The sequence below is a fragment of the Acinetobacter sp. M5A5_2a genome (assembly GCF_053345265.1).
On record NZ_JBKEZV010000010.1, the window covers coordinates 215,576 to 232,413 of the forward strand.

Here is a 16,838-nt window from a genome sequence, read left to right on the forward strand (position 1 = left end):
CACCATGGATCAAGATTATCACCGTATTTTAGAAGTCATTACGCGTTTTCAATTGGTCTTTGACCAGAAAAATTGGGACGCTTTTGATGAGTTATTGGCAGATCAACTTGAGGTGGACTATTTCCAGTTTAGGGGAGAGCCTTTATGTGTCGTGTCTTGTCATGAATATAAAGGTTCTCGGCAACAGGCGTTGTCGCATCTCAGATTGCAACATAACTTAAGTAATCCGATCATCCGTATTGAACAAGATCGGGCATGGTTAGAATGTAATTATCAAATTTATCGTTTTTCAGAAAATGATTATTTTCATTCGTTTGGTCGTTATTATTTTACTTTGGCAAAACAACAGGGCAGTTGGAAAATTACCGGAATTTGCCAACATTTAACTAAAAATATTGGCAATCCACGCATACATTTTTCTAATGTAGGGCAGTATTAATCTTTTACTGCTGTACCGTAGGCAAAAACTTCGACCATTCCGCCCTGCATTCCTAGTTCGGTTGTACTCAGCCGAACTCCCATAATATGGTTAGCTCCTGCGGTATGGGCTTGTTGTTTTAAACGGACAATCGCTTCACGGCGAGCACGCTCAACTACACTCTCATAACTGGTGAGTCGACCACCCAAAACATTCTTAATGGATGCCAATACATATTTAAAGTAGTCATGAGAAATCACGACATTACTACTAATGAAATGGCCTAGCTGATCACTCGTCGCAAAACGATTCGTATCAATTCTGATATGGGCCAGTCGTTGCTCTTTTTCTAGAAGTTCATTCAAATGTTTTCGTTCAATATGGCGCCCAAAACCCCAACCAATACTGAAAAGAATGAGAAAAATAACAAGCTGAAAAATAAGATTTTCCATTTTCTACCTATGCACTAAATGGATCTGGTAGATGGGGGGCTTGAGGTTGCACAACCACAGCGGTGCCATATACAAATAGTTCGGAAGCACCTTGAGCAATATTTGAAGTTGAAAAACGAATGCCGACAATTGCATTCGCACCAAGTTGCTGAGCTTTGGCAATCATACGATTCATGGCTTCTTGGCGGGATTCTTCTAATAATTCGGTATAACCTGTAAGTTCACCACCCACAATATTTTTTAAACTCGCCATCAAGTCACGGCCAACATGCTTACTACGGACTGTACTTCCATAAACAACATCAAGCTGTTTTAAAATCTGGTAGCCCGGAACACTTTCTAAATTACTCAGTAACATTATTTTTTATCAATCTAAATCTCTTAAGCTTTCAAGATAAGAAATATTCGCATGAGATGCAATAAAAAAGCCCACCGAAGTGAGCTTTTATAGATAAGTTATTTAAAACTTATTGCTTTTTAAGTTCAGCACTTGATGGTTGATTAACCACTGTATCTGAAGAGTTTGCTTTTAAACCGCCACCTAGAGTTTTATATAACTCAATTTGGTTGTTTAAGTTAGCTTGTTGAAGCAACAATAAACCTTGTTCTGCTGAATAAGATGAACGTTGTGCATCAAGAACTGTCAAGTAACTATCAATACCAGCACGGAAGCGAGCATTTGATAATGTGTAGTTGCGGTTAGTTGCTTCTACTAGACGTTGTTGAGCTGTTAAACGTTCACCAATATTGGCACGAGTTGCAAGCGCATCATTAACTTCGCGGAATGCAGACTGAACTGATTTTTCATAATCAGACAATGCAATTTTCTGATCGGTTTCAGAAATTTTTACATTGGCACGACGCGTGCCCCAGTCAAAGATTGGTAAATCCAAGCTTGGACCAATTGACCATGCAAAACCACCAGACTTAAATAAATCACTTAAATCAGTCGATGCGTAACCTGCAGAACCCGTTAAGCTAATTGTTGGGAATAAACGTGCTTTTGCAGCACCAATATTCGCACCAGCAGCGCTTAAGTTATATTCGGCAGCTTTTACATCTGGACGGTTGTTAAGCAAGTCGCTTGGTAAACCAGCTGTATATACATTCTGTTGAGTAATGCGTTTTACAGGTTGGTTTGGCAACAAGTTTTGCGGAATCGATTGACCTGATAACAAGTTCAACAAGTTTTGTGCTTGAGCCATCTGAGTTTTGTAGTTCGCTACATCGTTACGCGCAGTTTCTACAGAAATCTGTGCCTGACGTAGTGGAACTTCACTGTCGATACCCACATCAAAACGTTTTTTGTTGAGGTTGTAAGAGTCTTGCTGTGCTTTAAGCGTTTGCTCTGCAAGCTTTAGATTCGCCGATGCAAAAGAATAGTTCAACCATGCTTGAGCAACCTGACTAATCAGACTGATTTGTGTCGAATCACGTGCACTTTGCGTTGAAAGATAACTATCTAATGCAGCATCTTTCAAGCTACGAACGCGGCCCCAAAAATCAAGCTCATAGGCAGTTACACCCAAACCCACCTGATAGGTAGAGTAGGGGTTATTCGGATCACGGCTTTGAGAAACCTGACGAATTGCACTACCACTTGCTCCGATTGTTGGAAGCTGGTTGTTTTGAGTAATTCGATATTGCTGTTGAGCACGTTCAATATTGAGCGTTGCTGTACGTAAGTCACGGTTGTTGGCAAGAGCCAAATCAATCACTTCGAGCAAACGAGGGTCAGAAAAGAACTGTTTATAACCCTGTTCTGCAATAGACGTACCAGAAGCGCTGTTATATCCATAGCTTTGTGGTATATCGGTTTTCACGACTGGTTCTGGGCCGCGCATGCTTTGACAAGCTGCCAAAGCAAGCGCAAGTGCAGATACCGCAATGCTACGACCTGAAATAGACCATACTTTTTGCATCACGATTTATGCTCCTGAGTGTTTATGGTTTTTGGTTTGTACTTAAAGATACTACGAATCCACACATAGAATACAGGGATAAAGAAGATACCTAAGAACGTTGCACTGAGTACGCCACCGAGTACACCGAAGCCGACTGAGTGCTGACTTCCTGCACCAGCACCTGTTGAAAGGGCAAGTGGAAGTACACCAAAACCGAAGGCAAGGGTGGTCATAATAATTGGGCGTAAACGCATTTTTGAAGCATGTAAAGTTGCATCAAGTAGGTCTTCGCCTTTTTCCTGCAACTCTTTTGCGAACTCAACAATCAAGATCGCATTTTTTGCAGAAAGACCAATGACCGCGATCATCGCTACTTGGAAGTAAATGTTATTTGAGAGATTTGGATCTCCTTTAATAATCATACCCAAGTAAGTCAATACGATTGCACCAATAATACCAAGTGGTACCACAAGTAAAACCGAGAACGGAATAGACCAGCTTTCATATAATGCAGCTAAGCAAAGGAAAACGATTAACAATGAAAGAGCATAAAGGAATGGAGCTTGAGCGCCAGACTCACGTTCTTCAAGTGATAAACCTGTCCATTCATAGTCGAAACCTTGTAAGCCCATAGATGGTAACTTAGCAATAATTTCTTCCATGGCTTTCATAGAATCACCAGAACTTACGCCCGGTGCAGGTGTACCTTGAATGTTAACCGATGACACGCCGTTATAACGTTCAAGACGAGGAGAACCATATGTCCATTCGCCTGTAGCAAATGCAGAGAACGGTACCATTTCACCTTTGCTATTACGTACATACCACTTGTTTAAGTCTTCAGGCATCATACGGCTACCCGAATCACCTTGAACATAAACTTTTTTCACACGACCGCGGTCAACGAAATCGTTAATGTATGAGCCACCCCATGCAATACGCATAGTGTTGTTAATGTCAGCAATGCTAACGCCCATAGCACCAGCTTGAGCCTGATCTACATTAATTTGATACTGAGGCGTATCTTCTTGACCATTAGGACGTACCCCTACAAGACGTTTATCTTGTGAAGCCAAACCTAAAATTGTGTTACGTGCGGCAATTAGTTTCTCATGGCCTTGACCACTTGAATCTTTAAGCTGCAAGTTAAAACCAGCAGTTACACCGAGTTCAGGCATTGCTGGAAGCTGTAATGGCATGATGTAAGATGCGTCTTTGACGATCATGTTTAATGCCATACCGCGCTGAATTAACGCACCAATTTGAGATTCTGGTGAAGTACGTTCACTCCAGTCTTTCAATTTAACGAAACCAATACCAGCATTTTGACCAACACCCGTAAATGAGAAACCTGAAACGGTGAAAATAGATTCCACTGTATCTTTTTCATTCATGAAGAAGTTTGTCATGGTATCAACAACTTTATTCGTACGATCAAGCGTTGCATTCGGTGGTAATTGTACAAGTGTCATGACCACGCCCTGATCTTCTTCTGGTAAGAATGAAGATGGGAGTTTTTGGAACAAGAACACCAATAGGCCAATCACTAAAGCGTAAAGTACGCCAGAGAAGATTTTGCCTTTAAGCATGCGGCTAACACCATTTTGGTAGCTATGCGACATGCGGTCAAAACCGTTGTTAAATCCTCTGAAGAAACGAGCAAAAATATTATTGCTTGGTTCTTTGTTAGGATCATGCTGTTTTAAAATTGTTGCACAAAGTGCTGGCGTGAAGGTTAACGCCACAATTAACGATAAGACCATTGCTGTTACAAGGGTAATCGAGAATTGGCGGTAAATTACACCAGTCGTACCACCAAAGAATGCCATTGGTACGAATACCGCTGTCAATACGCTTGTAATACCAATTAATGCACCAGAAATCTGTTCCATTGATCGTGAAGTCGCCGTGACCGGATCGGTATGCTCTTCACTCATCACACGTTCAACGTTTTCCACTACAACAATGGCGTCATCGACCAGAAGACCAATTGCCAATACCATAGCGAACATGGTTAAGGTGTTAATTGAGAAACCAAAGATATTGATGACAGCAAATGTACCTAACACAACAACAGGTACTGCAAGTGTAGGAATAATGGTTGCACGCCAGTTCTGCAAGAACAAGAACATGACAATAAATACTAAAATTACCGCTTCAATTAATGTGTGTACAACACTTTCAATTGAAAGACGAATAAATGGAGTAGTGTCATAAGCCAGTTTATCTGCAAGGCCTGCTGGATAGTTCTTACGTAATTCGGTTAAACGATGTTCAACAGCATCAGCGGTATCAAGTGCGTTCGCACCAGTTGCAATTTTAATTGCAAGACCACCGGCAGGTTTACCATTAAACTTCGAATCGAACTGATAGTTATCAGAACCTAACTCAACACGAGCAACATCTTTTAAACGAACCTCAGCACCTGATGCTGTGTTCTTTAAGAAGATATTTTTAAATTGCTCAGGTGTTTGCAACAAGCTTTGTGCATTCACTGTCGCGTTAAGCACTTGACCTTGTACTGCTGGTGCTCCGCCTAACTGACCCACAGCAACTTGTGAGTTTTGCGCTTGTAAAGCAGTCGCAATATCACTTGGTGTTAACTGGTAATTAGTCAATTTTGCAGGGTCGAGCCAGATACGCATTGCGTATGAACCACCAAAAACTTGTACCTCACCAACACCAGCAACACGGCTAAGTGGTTCTTTAATTGACGAGTTTACGTAATCTTTAATGTCTGAGTCTGAAAGGGTATTGTCTGGTGAATAGAATGCAATAACTTGCAAGAAGCTTGCACCAGATTTGGTAACCGTCACACCTTGGCGTTGAACATCTTCAGGTAAAAGAGCAGTTGCAGATTGCAGCTTGTTTTGAACCTGAACCTGTGCAATATCTGGATCAATACCTTGTTCAAAGTTTAATTGAATAGAGGCCTGACCGTTACCCGCACTGTTAGATGAAATATAACGTAAACCATCTAGACCATTCATTTGTTGTTCAATGATCTGGGTTACGGTGTTTTCAACAGTTTCAGCCGATGCACCAGGATAAGTTGCAGCAATTGTAACTGTCGGTGGTGCAATCGTCGGATACTGTGCAATAGGCATTTTTGTGAGCGTAAGAATACCCGCCAACATAATGACTAATGCAATCACCCACGCAAAAATGGGGCGATGAATAAAAAATTGTGCCATTCAATCTACCCCTTATGCATTAGATGCTTTCTGTTCTGCTTGAGGTTTACCTGATTGAGCCGGTTTTGTCGCATTTGGAGCTGCACCTTGAGGGGTTGCTGGTTGAGCTTGGTAAGGTTTTGCTGATACTTCTTGCCCTTCTTTAACTTTGGCAACACCATCAACAATCACTTTATCACCAGCTTTGAGACCATTGGTCACAATCCAGTTTTGTCCTTGAACACCAGAAGTTTCAACAGGACGACTCTCAACAGCACCTTTTGCATTCACAGTCATCGCCATAGCTTGACCTGTCGGTAAACGGGTAATTGCAGCTTGAGGAATCAGATAAGCATTTGGAACTACACCCTGAACAATCTGTGCAGTTGTGTACATGCCTGGAAGTAACAGATGATTCGGGTTCGAGAATACGGCACGTAAAGTAATCGTTCCTGTATCCTGATTTACAGAAGCATCAGAGAAAGCAAGTTGTCCTTCGATTGGATAGGTTGAACCATCTTCGAGCTTCAATTTTACTTTCGTGTTGTTACTATTGTCTAAACTACCTTTACTCAATTGTTGACGTAAACGTAATAACTCGGCGCTAGACTGGTTAATATCAACATAGATTGGATCTAACTGTTGAATCGTCACTAAAGGATCAGTTTGGTTTGCAGTGACTAAAGCACCAGCTGTTACAGAAGAACGTCCAGACTGACCAGAAATTGGTGAGCGAATTGTAGAATAACCAAGATCTACATTTGCATTCGTTACTTGAGCTTTTGCAGCAGAAACTTGTGCTTCTGCAACATTAACCTGACCAAGTAAGTCGTCATATTCTTGTCTAGATACAGCGTTACTCGAAACAAGTTGCTTATAACGGTTTAACTTAGTACGTAGGGAAGCTAGATTTGCCTGTTGTTGTAAAAGTGATGCTTTTGCATTTTCGAGCGTTGCATGGTTAGTTCGAGAATCAAGTTGATAAAGAGCCTGACCTTCACGAACATAACTTCCTTCAGCAAACAAGCGTTTTAAAATTACGCCACTTGTTTGAGGGCGAACTTCAGAAATTTGATATGCTGAAGTACGACCAGAAAGTTCAACGCTTTGTTCAACACTTTGTGGTTGAGCAACAATAACACCTACTTCAGCAGGCGGCATTTTCTGAGCAGCAGCAGCTTGCTGTTTCTCATCGGAGCCTTTGCCACAACCAACAAGTGCGATACTTGTTGCTAATGCGCAAGCAGTAAGGGCAGGAGCCCAAAGCTTAGCCGACATCATTGTTCCACCTCGTTAGATAAAATCTAAAAATATATTTGTTTTTTACTTAACCTACTTTGTGTTTGTAATAACCAGAGCCAAAGCAGTGCAATCCAAATAAAACCTATGCCCCAACCGGCGAGTACATCTGTTGGAAAATGAACTCCAGCATATATTCTTGAAAGCCCCATACAGATAAACCAAAGACAGGAGATCAAAATGATAGAAGGAGAGTTAGTGTTGGGCTTATGGCATAACATTATCATTGCCAGACAGGCCAGTGTTGATGCATAAACACTGTGTGCACTTGGGAACGATGCACCGTAACTTTCGACAATATGATATACCTGTGGGGGTCTTGGGCGGTCAACACACCACTTGAGCAGCCAACCCATGGTGATACTGCCAATAACTCCCACGCTAATGAAAATAACAGTAATATATTTTTTATACCATGCCTGATATATACATACCAGAAAGGATAAAAAACATACAAAAGGCATACCACCTACACGTGCCAGAAAGATCGTAATAAAGTTAAGATAATCTGATCGGTGTTCACTTAATATTTGAACGCTCAGGAGATCCATAGATTGAAGTCTTGGTACAAAAAGACCAAGCACACCTAATCCAAAAAAAATACAACCAATAAAAAGCAACATATAGGGCATGTATATACCTTTGCTTATTCAAGCAGTGTCCACTACTGAAAGCCGTTAAAAGTGTACTTGCCAGTACACTTTTTTTCAAGCCTGATAGATCATCGTAAATTCATTTTGAAAATTTTTTAACATTTGGAAAAACAATCACAACAAAATTGACGGAATTCACATTTTGTGTACAAAGCAAAATTCTTAATGTTCTACCTTTTTTCCACTATTTGTTGTCGTATTTTCTTCAAGTTCTAGAGGTTGTTTTGGTGGCCAGAAAAAATCGCTTGGGCGAGTCAGAAAATGGGTCATTACCAGTTTAGCTAAAGGTTTCCATTGTTCAAAGCGAACTCGACGTGCCCGTAGTGCCACAATAATGGTTAAGGTGAAACTAACGAATAAGTTAGTGAGACCAATACATAAAACGCCTAAAAAGGACACGATAATCAGTCCGATATCTGGGCTGCCGTTAATTGTCATTAAACCTTGAATAAAGTTAGCCGAGGCAAACGCAATATGGCGAATATCCAAAGGTAAACCTAAGATAAAGCCTATGGTCCCCATACTCCCTAACATAATCCCGAATAAGAAGTTACCGGCTAAAGCTCCTAAATTTCGCTCAATATATTCAGCAAAACGGTTGAGGCGATCTTGCCCTAACCAGTTTGCTAAACGGCGATGTGCTCTAAGGCGTGGACCGACTTTTCGGTAAACAGCCATATTGTCGAAGTATCCCGCAATAAGGCCTGACAAAAATAAGCAAACTCCGGCTATGGCTGCATGTGGAACTGCCAAAGAGGTGAAGGGATTTAGGCTGTGCAATAAATAAGTTGCTTTAGTATGAGTTAATAAAGGCTCATCAAGATAGAACTGCCAAGCAAAAGTAATGAGCGCGGCAGTAGGAATCGCAATTGAAATATTGCCTAAAATAGCAATGAATTGTGTTCGAATAATATTAATAATCAGAGCTGCTAACTCTGCAATTTGAGCTGTTTTAGAGCCTTTACGCTGTTGTACCGTTGCAGCAAGGGCAGCAGCAGTCATTGCGGGTTGTTTGGTTGCAACTGTGAAATGCAGAACATGAATCAGAATGAACCCTAGAGAATAATTCATACTGAAAGTAAAGGCTTGCATGAGCGGGGCCATGGTCATTCTTGCTGCAAGAATTTTTAAAGATGCCATACAGGCAATAATGACACCTGCTCCAGCGGCAGCTTTATACATGCCCCAGAAACCTTTTGTATCGGTACTTACATAATGTTCGCCTGTTCGGCTAGCATTTTCAGTCACTTGAAAGGCAATAAGTTCACTTGTCGTACTTAATAAAGAGCGAACACTTTTTTCACTGTAGTGCGCCTTGGTTAAATCGGAAATAAGATGTCCTAAAGAGACATATTTTCCTTTACTGTTATCTACAACCAAATAAAGCAGTAATTCAATTCGGTCGAGGCACTGCTCAAGCAACGACAATAAATAAGTCAAACTTAAGCTGACACCAATTCTTTTGGTGGCACGGCGAATCTTTAAAACCACATCCCGACATTGTTCCAGCATAACAAATGCTTGTGATGCATCCGGAGGAGAAATAACTGCAATTTCATGTTCAGAAAGTTCTTGTTTTTTATACTTTTCGATAAACTCAATAATTTCACGGTTCTGAACTAAAAATGGTGATTCATATTCCGTTAATTCCGGTTGAGCATTAATAAATTCAGGGTAAAGGCCAATTCCACTAATTCGATAAGTTAAGACGGTAATTGCTTTAATCATTTCACTTTGAATGACAAGCTTTTCGTCTACATTACTTTGGCTTTGTCCAATAAGACTGAATAAATTTGCCCAATCTTCATCATCAATATTATTGAGCCAGATTTTGTCACTTTCTAAATAAAAAATTCGACCAATTAATATTTTGAGTTGGCTTGCATCTTCGATTAACGGTAAAAAATGTGCTCCGAGTCTTTGCCCGAGTTGGTTCCAGAAACCATCTAAAGACAAAATTCCGCTATCGGCATATAAGCTGACTTGTTTATAGCGATTAATTAGACGTAATAAAAAAGTTTGTAGCAGAAGCGGCGCTGTAGGTGTGCGTAATAGGCTTTCAATTAAAGCCTGTATTTTTTGCTTTATCTCATCCGTATCATGAGGATCGGATGGACGAATGGCATTGACTAATTCAATGATTAGATTTTCGTCAATGACAGCTTGAGTATCCTCAAGCTGTTTCTGTATTTTTAAAAAATGATCTGAAAAATTTATATGCATAGGCAAAATAATATCTATTGTATTCGATGTAACGCAAGCTGAGTTAAGTTAATCAAAGCCTGACGATATGGTGTATCGGGTAGGTTTGATAAAGCTTGCAGTGCTGCTTCTGTTTCTTCTTGGGCACGTTGGTGACAATAATCTAAAGCACCAGACTTCTGTACAATTTCTATAACTTGAGATAATTGGTCCACTCCACCAGTTGCGATACTGCGACGAATAATCGCATGCTCATCACCTGTTGAGTGTGCTAATGCAGAAATTAACGGTAAAGTTGGCTTACCTTCCATTAAATCATCACCAATATTTTTACCTAATGTTTCAGCATCTGAAGTGTAGTCTAAAATATCATCAATAATTTGGAATGCATTACCAAAATGACCGGCAAATAATCTCAAAGGTTCACGATACGCTTCTTGTCCTGCCAAAATAGCAGCGCCTTCTGTAGCCAGTTCAAACAAACGAGAAGTTTTACCGTGAATAATTTTTAAATAAGTTTCTTCTGTTGTATCTGGTTGATGTTGCGATTGAAGTTGTAATACTTCACCTTCCGCAATTTCACATGTACCTGTTGAAAAGTCTTTCAATAAAGTCATGTTGTTTAAATCGACCAGTAAATCGAAAGCACGTGCAATGAGGAAGTCACCGACTAATACGGCTGTCTGATTGTTCCATGTCGCATTTGCTGTAGGTCGACCACGACGAAGCCCAGATTCATCTACCACATCATCATGGACTAATGTCGCAGTATGCAACATTTCAATGATTGCAGCCAGACGCTGTGCGTTTGCCATGTTATCTAGGCCACATGCGCGAGCAGCGAGTAAGCACATGATTGGGCGCATACGTTTTCCGCCAGCCTCAACAACATGTTTGCTGACAGACATGACTAAACCGACTTTTGAGCTAATTCCTTCATTAATCAAGTGATCCATCGCAGCAAAGTCTGAGGCAACAGGCGCAAGAATGTCTTGCTTGAAATCGATGACCATATGAAGAAAAACCCCGTATTGGTAGATAAGTGGCGTTAGTGTATCAAGTAAAGGTGTGTTGCACAGGTTAACAAGTGGCTGATATTAATCATTTCTATTGTCTTTATGCGTTCTTTGTTCTTTATTTAAGCAAAACATGATATTTCCGGCAAAACAATAAATTTAATGACATCAGCATTAATACAACTTGTTCTTGTCGCAATTTGTGTCTGGAACTGTATTTTAATTTTCATTCAGAATCAATGAAAACTGCTAAATTCCAATCTAAGCTGCTTGTTGATTTTGTAAAAATAGGGCAATAGGCTTTACTGATAAACAGAAAATACTTGTCGTTTGATCAAATTTCACTTAAAATCTGTCGCCTTATATAACCCCAGTGGCGAACGTTTTAAGATCGATATATCCCTTATCGGCACGACGACACGGGCTAATTGGAGTACATTATGTACGCAGTAATCCAAAGCGGTGGTAAACAGCACCGTGTAGTTGAGGGTGAAACCCTTAAAGTTGAATTATTGAAAGCTGAATCTGGCGCGACTATTACATTTGATGATGTATTAATGGTTGTAAACGGTGACAGCATTCAAATCGGTGCTCCAGTTGTAGCTGGCGCTAAAGTAACTGCAGAAGTGGTTGGTCATGGTCGTCACGACAAAATCCGCATTATCAAAATGCGTCGTCGTAAACATTACCGTAAACAACAAGGTCACCGTCAATGGTTCACTGAGTTGAAAATTACTGGTATTTCAGGCTAATCACGAGGAGTAAGAGACATGGCAACTAAAAAAGCCGGTGGATCGACGAAGAACGGTCGTGATTCAAACCCAAAAATGTTAGGTGTTAAAATTTACGGCGGTCAAGCTGTAACTGCTGGTAACATCATCGTTCGTCAACGTGGTACAGAGTTCCACGCTGGTGCAAATGTTGGTATGGGCCGTGACCATACTTTATTTGCTACTGCTGACGGCGTAGTAAAATTCGAAGTGAAAGGTCAATTTGGCCGTCGCTACGTAAAAGTTGAAACTGTTTAAGTTTTAGCTTCAAAAAAAGCCCACATTTTGTGGGCTTTTTTTATGGAATCTAATCTGGTTTATCTTCATCATGATGAATGAAATTCTACAAACAACATGAATAACATAACAAAATATCTTATTTTCTCAATGATTAGCACAGAGTTTGTCGGTTAATATGAGTCTTGAATTAAGAGCTTGCTAAGTTTCATAACTTTGAAAGATGGCAAGTTGTCTTACAGCAACTAAAAAGGTGATGACATGAATATGCTTCGTAAAACTATGTGTGCTATTACACTCAGCGCGTCAGTGCTTGCTCCTGTAATGAGTACTACAGTGTTTGCTGCGCCTGTAGCAGCACCGGAGCAACAGGCAATTGGGAACCTGGTTAATCAGTTATCAGGATTACAGCGTTTGACTGCCGATTTTGAACAAACAACTAAAGCCAATACAAAAACTGTGGCACAGAAAAAGAGTTTAAGTGCACAGCATATGAACCAGACATTTAAAGGCTCAATGAAAGTTGAACGCCCTGGGAAATTTTATTGGGAAACGGTGAGTCCGTCTAAACAAACGATTGTAACGAGTGGGAAAACAGTTTGGATTTATGACCCAGATTTACAACAAGCTGTACGTCAAAGCTTAGATGATCAGGTTGCAGATACGCCAGCGTTATTACTCTCTGGTAACACCAATCAAATCATGAAGTCTTATCGTGTAACGCAACCAGATAAATCAAAACTCTATTTCACATTATTCCCTAAAAAAGAAGATGGTGCTTTCCAAAGCTTAACGATTAGTTTTGGAGCAAATAAAGCGCCTACACTTATGGTGTTACAAGACTCATTAGGTCAAACCACCTATGTTCGTTTCAAAAACGTGAAAGTAAATGCTTCAATTCCAGCATCTGTCTTTAACTTTACGCCACCAAAAGGTACAGATGTTATTGACCAATAATTAATTCTTCTCAAAAAAGCTACCTTTCACGGTAGCTTTTTTTATATTAGAGAGATAGATACATTTTTTAACCCCGTCTTATTCTTACGCTTTGTATAGTGATAGAGGTAAATTCATGGGGATTATTATGCGACTTTACGATAAAAAAATTATTTGTATTCTTCCATTAATGGCTGCAATGGCAATTGTGAGTGGTTGCCAACCAAAGTCGGCAGCTAAAGAGGAGCAAGCCGCTTCGACTGCAAAAGTTAAAGAGACAAAAGAGGTTGGCGTGCCTGTAATTCAGGCAAAAGTAATCCCAGTAAAATTGCCGAAATCAAAAGTTTGTTTAGAAGATGGGTGTACTGAGTATGACTTTCAAACAGTACAAACCAATCAGAAGTGGATTAATGATTACTTTACCAATCGTATAAAGAAAGCAGATCCGAATGCTTTTGCAAATTTAGCTGATCAGCCAGTCGATGTACCTGAAGGTGAGCCTCGTTCGAGTCAAAGTGCAATTTATGTCCGCTATTTGGGGCAAAATTATAACCTTGCAACTTTTGCGTTACAGACCTATTCATATTCTGCTGGTGCAGCACATGGCATGTCTCATCAAGAATTTGTGACTTTTGATTTATTAAATAAAAAGCACATTACTGTTGCCGAACTTATTCAGCCAGATGTTGAAAAACAGTTAGTTGATGCGCTTTTTGATGCGAATACCAATTGGCTTCAAGAGCACAATATCAGCCGTGAAAAACTGCAATTAAGTGATAATTTCTACTATGGCGCAAATGGGATTGTTTTTGTCTATCCAATTTATGAGTTGGCTTCTTATGCTGAAGGAATGTCTGAATTAACGCTGCCGTATTTTGAAGCTAGTAAATTCATTAAACCTGAGTATTTACCGAGTGTGCCAAACTATAAGTTCTAAAATAGGTGATCTATTCTAACAATTGTGTGAAAGCTATTCGTTATGAAGATGATCACTATATTTTTTAGTGTGAAGGCCTTACACTATAGCCAGTTTTTTACCCATATTATGATTGATTATGATCGACCCTAAGTTACTCAGAAATAATATTGAAGCCGTTAATGCGGCTTTGGCAAAACGTGGTGTTCAATTAGATGTTCAAGAATGGGCTTCTTTAGAAACTCGCCGTAAAGACTTGCAATCAAAAACTGAAAAATTGCAGGCAGAACGTAATGCCGGTGCAAAACAAGTGGGTCAGATTAAAAAATCCGGTGGCGATGCTTCTGAAATCATGGCGCGTATGCAAGCCATTGGTGATGAAATCAAAGCTGCTGAAGTTGCTTTGTCAGAACTACAAAACGAGATTGAGCAAAAAGCGCTTAGCATCCCTAACTTACCAGACGAATCTGTTCCTGCTGGTAAAAATGAAGATGATAACGTTGAAATCTCAAAATGGGGCACGCCTCGTCAGTTTGATTTTGAAATCAAAGATCACACCGATTTAGGTGAGTGGATGGGCGGTTTAGAGTTCGAAACAGCTACTAAATTGACTGGTTCACGTTTTAGCGTATTGAAAGGTTCTTTAGCACGCTTACAACGTGCGTTAACGCAGTTCATGCTTGATACCCATACATTAAAAAATGGTTATACAGAAGCTTATGTGCCTTATTTGGTAAATGCTGATTCACTACGTGGTACTGGTCAGTTACCAAAATTTGAAGAAGATTTATTTAAACTTCAAGGCGAAAAAGAATATTACCTCATCCCTACAGCAGAAGTTCCAGTTACTAACTTCGTTCGTGATGAGATTATTGATACCGAACGCTTGCCATTAAAATACGCTGCACATACGCCTTGTTTCCGTAGTGAAGCAGGTTCTTATGGTCGTGATACGCGTGGTTTAATTCGTCAGCACCAGTTTGACAAGGTTGAAATGGTGCAAATCGTTAAACCTGAAACCTCTATGCAAGCACTTGAAGAACTCACTGCACATGCTGAGGGCATTTTACAGGCACTTGGTTTGCCATACCGTAAAATTTTGCTCTGTGGTGGTGATATGGGTTTTGGTGCGACTAAAACTTACGACTTAGAAGTTTGGGTTCCAAGCCAAAATACTTACCGTGAAATCTCAAGCTGCTCTAATATGGGTGATTTTCAAGCACGCCGTATGAAAGCACGCTACAGAATGGATCAAAAGAAGACCGAATTGGTGCATACTTTAAATGGTTCTGGTCTTGCGGTTGGACGTACTTTGCTTGCTGTAATGGAAAATTACCAACGTGAAGACGGTTCTATCGAAGTTCCAGAAGTATTACGCCCATATATGGGTGGTTTAACATTTATTGATTAAGCTTTGCATCTAAATTGTGCACGGTTTTTGCTTAAACATAATCAGATGATTAATGTAGAGGTTTAAGGTGGATATTTTTCCAATCTCTTTAAAGTTGCAAGAGCAACGTTGTCTGATTGTGGGTGGTGGGCATATTGCGTTGCGCAAAGCAAACTTATTAGCGAAAGCGGGAGCAGTAATTGATATTATTGCTCCTGCGATTGAAGAGCAGCTTTTACAGTTAGTCAAAACGACAGATGGACAGTATTTTGCTGAGTCCTTTGTCGAAAAAATATTAAATACCCCTTATCGCTTAGTGATTGCTGCGACTAATGATGCGCAAGTGAACAAAGGCGTTTTTGAACAATGTGAAGCGCGTAATTTGCTGGTTAATAGTGTAGATGATATTCCACACTGCCGTTTTATGGTTCCAGCGATTATTGATCGTTCTCCATTGATCATTTCTGTGGCTTCAAATGGTGCATCGCCAGTCTTATCTAGACAACTTCGTACTCAAATAGAAACAATAGTTCCTCATGGTATGGGTAAGTTGGCTGAGTTTTCAGGTCAATGGCGTAAGCAGGTAAAAGAAAAGATTACTAACCCCGATGAGCGCCGAATCTTTTGGGAAAACTTATATGCCAGTCCATTAAAAGAACAAGTTTTTAATGACAATCTGGACGTTGCAAATGATTTAATTCAGCAAGCCTTAACAGAATGGACCGCACCTAAAGGTGAGGTTTACTTGGTAGGTGCTGGGCCGGGTGACCCTGAGCTACTGACATTAAAAGCATTACGTCTTATGCAACAAGCAGATGTTGTGATTTATGATCGTTTAGTATCTGAACCCATCTTAGAACTTTGTCGCCGTGATGCGACTAAGATTTATGTCGGTAAAGCCCGTTCAAATCACTCGGTTCCACAAGACGGTATTAATGCTTTACTGGTTGAATATGCTCAACAGGGAAAACGCGTTTGTCGTTTGAAAGGTGGTGATCCGTTTATCTTTGGGCGTGGTGGTGAAGAGATTCAAGAGCTGGTTGAAGCAAATGTCACTTTTCAAGTAGTACCCGGTATTACGGCAGCATCAGGCTGTTCCGCTTATGCGGGTATTCCGCTAACACATCGTGACTATGCACAAAGTGTACGTTTCTTAACTGGGCATTTAAAGGAAGGTTCACCTGAACTTCCTTGGAATGAACTGGTTTATGAAAATCAAACTTTAGTTTTATATATGGGATTGGTTGGATTAGAGCGCATTTGTGAGCAACTTATTGCTCATGGTCAACGTGCTGATATGCCAGTTGCTTTAATCTCTAAAGGAACCACACCAGAACAGAAAGTTATCGTTGGAACATTAGCCGATATTGCGACTAAAGTGTCTGAACATCATATCGTAGCGCCGACTTTAACCATTATTGGTGAAGTAGTGAGTTTACGTGAACAGTTAAAATGGCAATAAGTTCATCTGA

General features: G+C 40.2%; 15 protein-coding genes. 7 read left to right on the forward strand and 8 right to left on the reverse strand.

The genetic code is table 11. The features are described 5' to 3' along the window. Positions 1-4: 4 nt before the first annotated feature. A complete protein-coding gene (locus ACLBWE_RS14635) occupies positions 5-439 on the forward strand; it encodes a nuclear transport factor 2 family protein (RefSeq protein ID WP_424611869.1) in 435 nt (144 codons plus the stop codon). Here the strand turns inward: ACLBWE_RS14635 and ACLBWE_RS14640 are convergent. From ACLBWE_RS14640 to sdsA, 8 genes are all read right to left on the reverse strand, one after another. Beyond that, positions 436-870, reverse strand: coding sequence for a YbjQ family protein (locus ACLBWE_RS14640; protein WP_151743353.1), 435 nt, complete (start codon positions 868-870; stop codon positions 436-438). The genes ACLBWE_RS14635 and ACLBWE_RS14640 overlap by 4 nt on opposite strands. A gap of 7 nt (positions 871-877) precedes the next feature. Continuing rightward, the gene (locus tag ACLBWE_RS14645; protein WP_447603735.1) at positions 878-1,228 is read right to left on the reverse strand and encodes a YbjQ family protein; all 351 of its coding nucleotides are present in this window, start codon (positions 1,226-1,228) and stop codon (positions 878-880) included. 109 nt (positions 1,229-1,337) lie between these two features. Beyond that, positions 1,338-2,792, reverse strand: coding sequence for a multidrug efflux RND transporter outer membrane channel subunit AdeK (gene adeK, locus ACLBWE_RS14650; protein WP_045435268.1), 1,455 nt, complete (start codon positions 2,790-2,792; stop codon positions 1,338-1,340). Beyond that, positions 2,792-5,968, reverse strand: coding sequence for a multidrug efflux RND transporter permease subunit AdeJ (gene adeJ / locus ACLBWE_RS14655; RefSeq protein ID WP_005036454.1), 3,177 nt, complete (start codon positions 5,966-5,968; stop codon positions 2,792-2,794). The genes adeK and adeJ overlap by 1 nt, the downstream gene beginning before the upstream one ends. A 12-nt stretch (positions 5,969-5,980) precedes the next feature. Continuing rightward, a complete protein-coding gene (gene adeI, locus ACLBWE_RS14660) occupies positions 5,981-7,228 on the reverse strand; it encodes a multidrug efflux RND transporter periplasmic adaptor subunit AdeI (protein ID WP_045435260.1) in 1,248 nt (415 codons plus the stop codon). A gap of 23 nt (positions 7,229-7,251) precedes the next feature. Then, positions 7,252-7,878 carry a phosphatase PAP2 family protein gene (locus ACLBWE_RS14665; protein WP_004639128.1) on the reverse strand — a complete coding sequence of 209 codons (627 nt, stop codon included), beginning with the start codon at positions 7,876-7,878 and terminating at the stop codon, positions 7,252-7,254. 183 nt (positions 7,879-8,061) lie between these two features. Further along, on the reverse strand, positions 8,062-10,122 hold the full coding sequence (locus ACLBWE_RS14670) for a site-specific recombinase (RefSeq protein ID WP_424611870.1): 2,061 nt from the start codon (positions 10,120-10,122) through the stop codon (positions 8,062-8,064). A 14-nt stretch (positions 10,123-10,136) separates the two neighbouring features. Continuing rightward, the gene (gene sdsA, locus ACLBWE_RS14675; RefSeq protein WP_003655412.1) at positions 10,137-11,114 is read right to left on the reverse strand and encodes an All-trans-nonaprenyl-diphosphate synthase; all 978 of its coding nucleotides are present in this window, start codon (positions 11,112-11,114) and stop codon (positions 10,137-10,139) included. A gap of 443 nt (positions 11,115-11,557) precedes the next feature. Here sdsA and rplU point away from each other — a divergent pair, with 443 nt between their 5' ends. The 6 genes from rplU to cysG all read left to right on the forward strand — a co-directional run bounded on the left by rplU (position 11,558) and on the right by cysG (position 16,828). Further along, on the forward strand, positions 11,558-11,869 hold the full coding sequence (gene rplU / locus ACLBWE_RS14680; RefSeq protein ID WP_004639133.1) for a 50S ribosomal protein L21: 312 nt from the start codon (positions 11,558-11,560) through the stop codon (positions 11,867-11,869). Between the two features lie 18 nt (positions 11,870-11,887). Beyond that, complete coding sequence (rpmA, locus tag ACLBWE_RS14685; RefSeq protein WP_003655414.1) at positions 11,888-12,145, forward strand: 50S ribosomal protein L27; 258 nt, start codon at positions 11,888-11,890, stop codon at positions 12,143-12,145. A gap of 240 nt (positions 12,146-12,385) precedes the next feature. Beyond that, positions 12,386-13,081, forward strand: a complete 696-nt coding sequence (gene lolA / locus ACLBWE_RS14690; RefSeq protein ID WP_003655415.1) for an outer membrane lipoprotein chaperone LolA — start codon at positions 12,386-12,388, stop codon at positions 13,079-13,081. 115 nt (positions 13,082-13,196) lie between these two features. Further along, positions 13,197-13,997, forward strand: a complete 801-nt coding sequence (locus tag ACLBWE_RS14695) for an RsiV family protein (protein WP_447603740.1) — start codon at positions 13,197-13,199, stop codon at positions 13,995-13,997. A 118-nt stretch (positions 13,998-14,115) separates the two neighbouring features. After that, positions 14,116-15,387: a serine--tRNA ligase gene (gene serS / locus ACLBWE_RS14700; protein ID WP_004639138.1), complete on the forward strand. Its 1,272-nt coding sequence runs from the start codon at positions 14,116-14,118 to the stop codon at positions 15,385-15,387. A 67-nt stretch (positions 15,388-15,454) separates the two neighbouring features. Next, positions 15,455-16,828, forward strand: coding sequence for a siroheme synthase CysG (cysG, locus tag ACLBWE_RS14705; protein WP_045435250.1), 1,374 nt, complete (start codon positions 15,455-15,457; stop codon positions 16,826-16,828). The last annotated feature ends 10 nt before the right edge of the window (positions 16,829-16,838 follow it).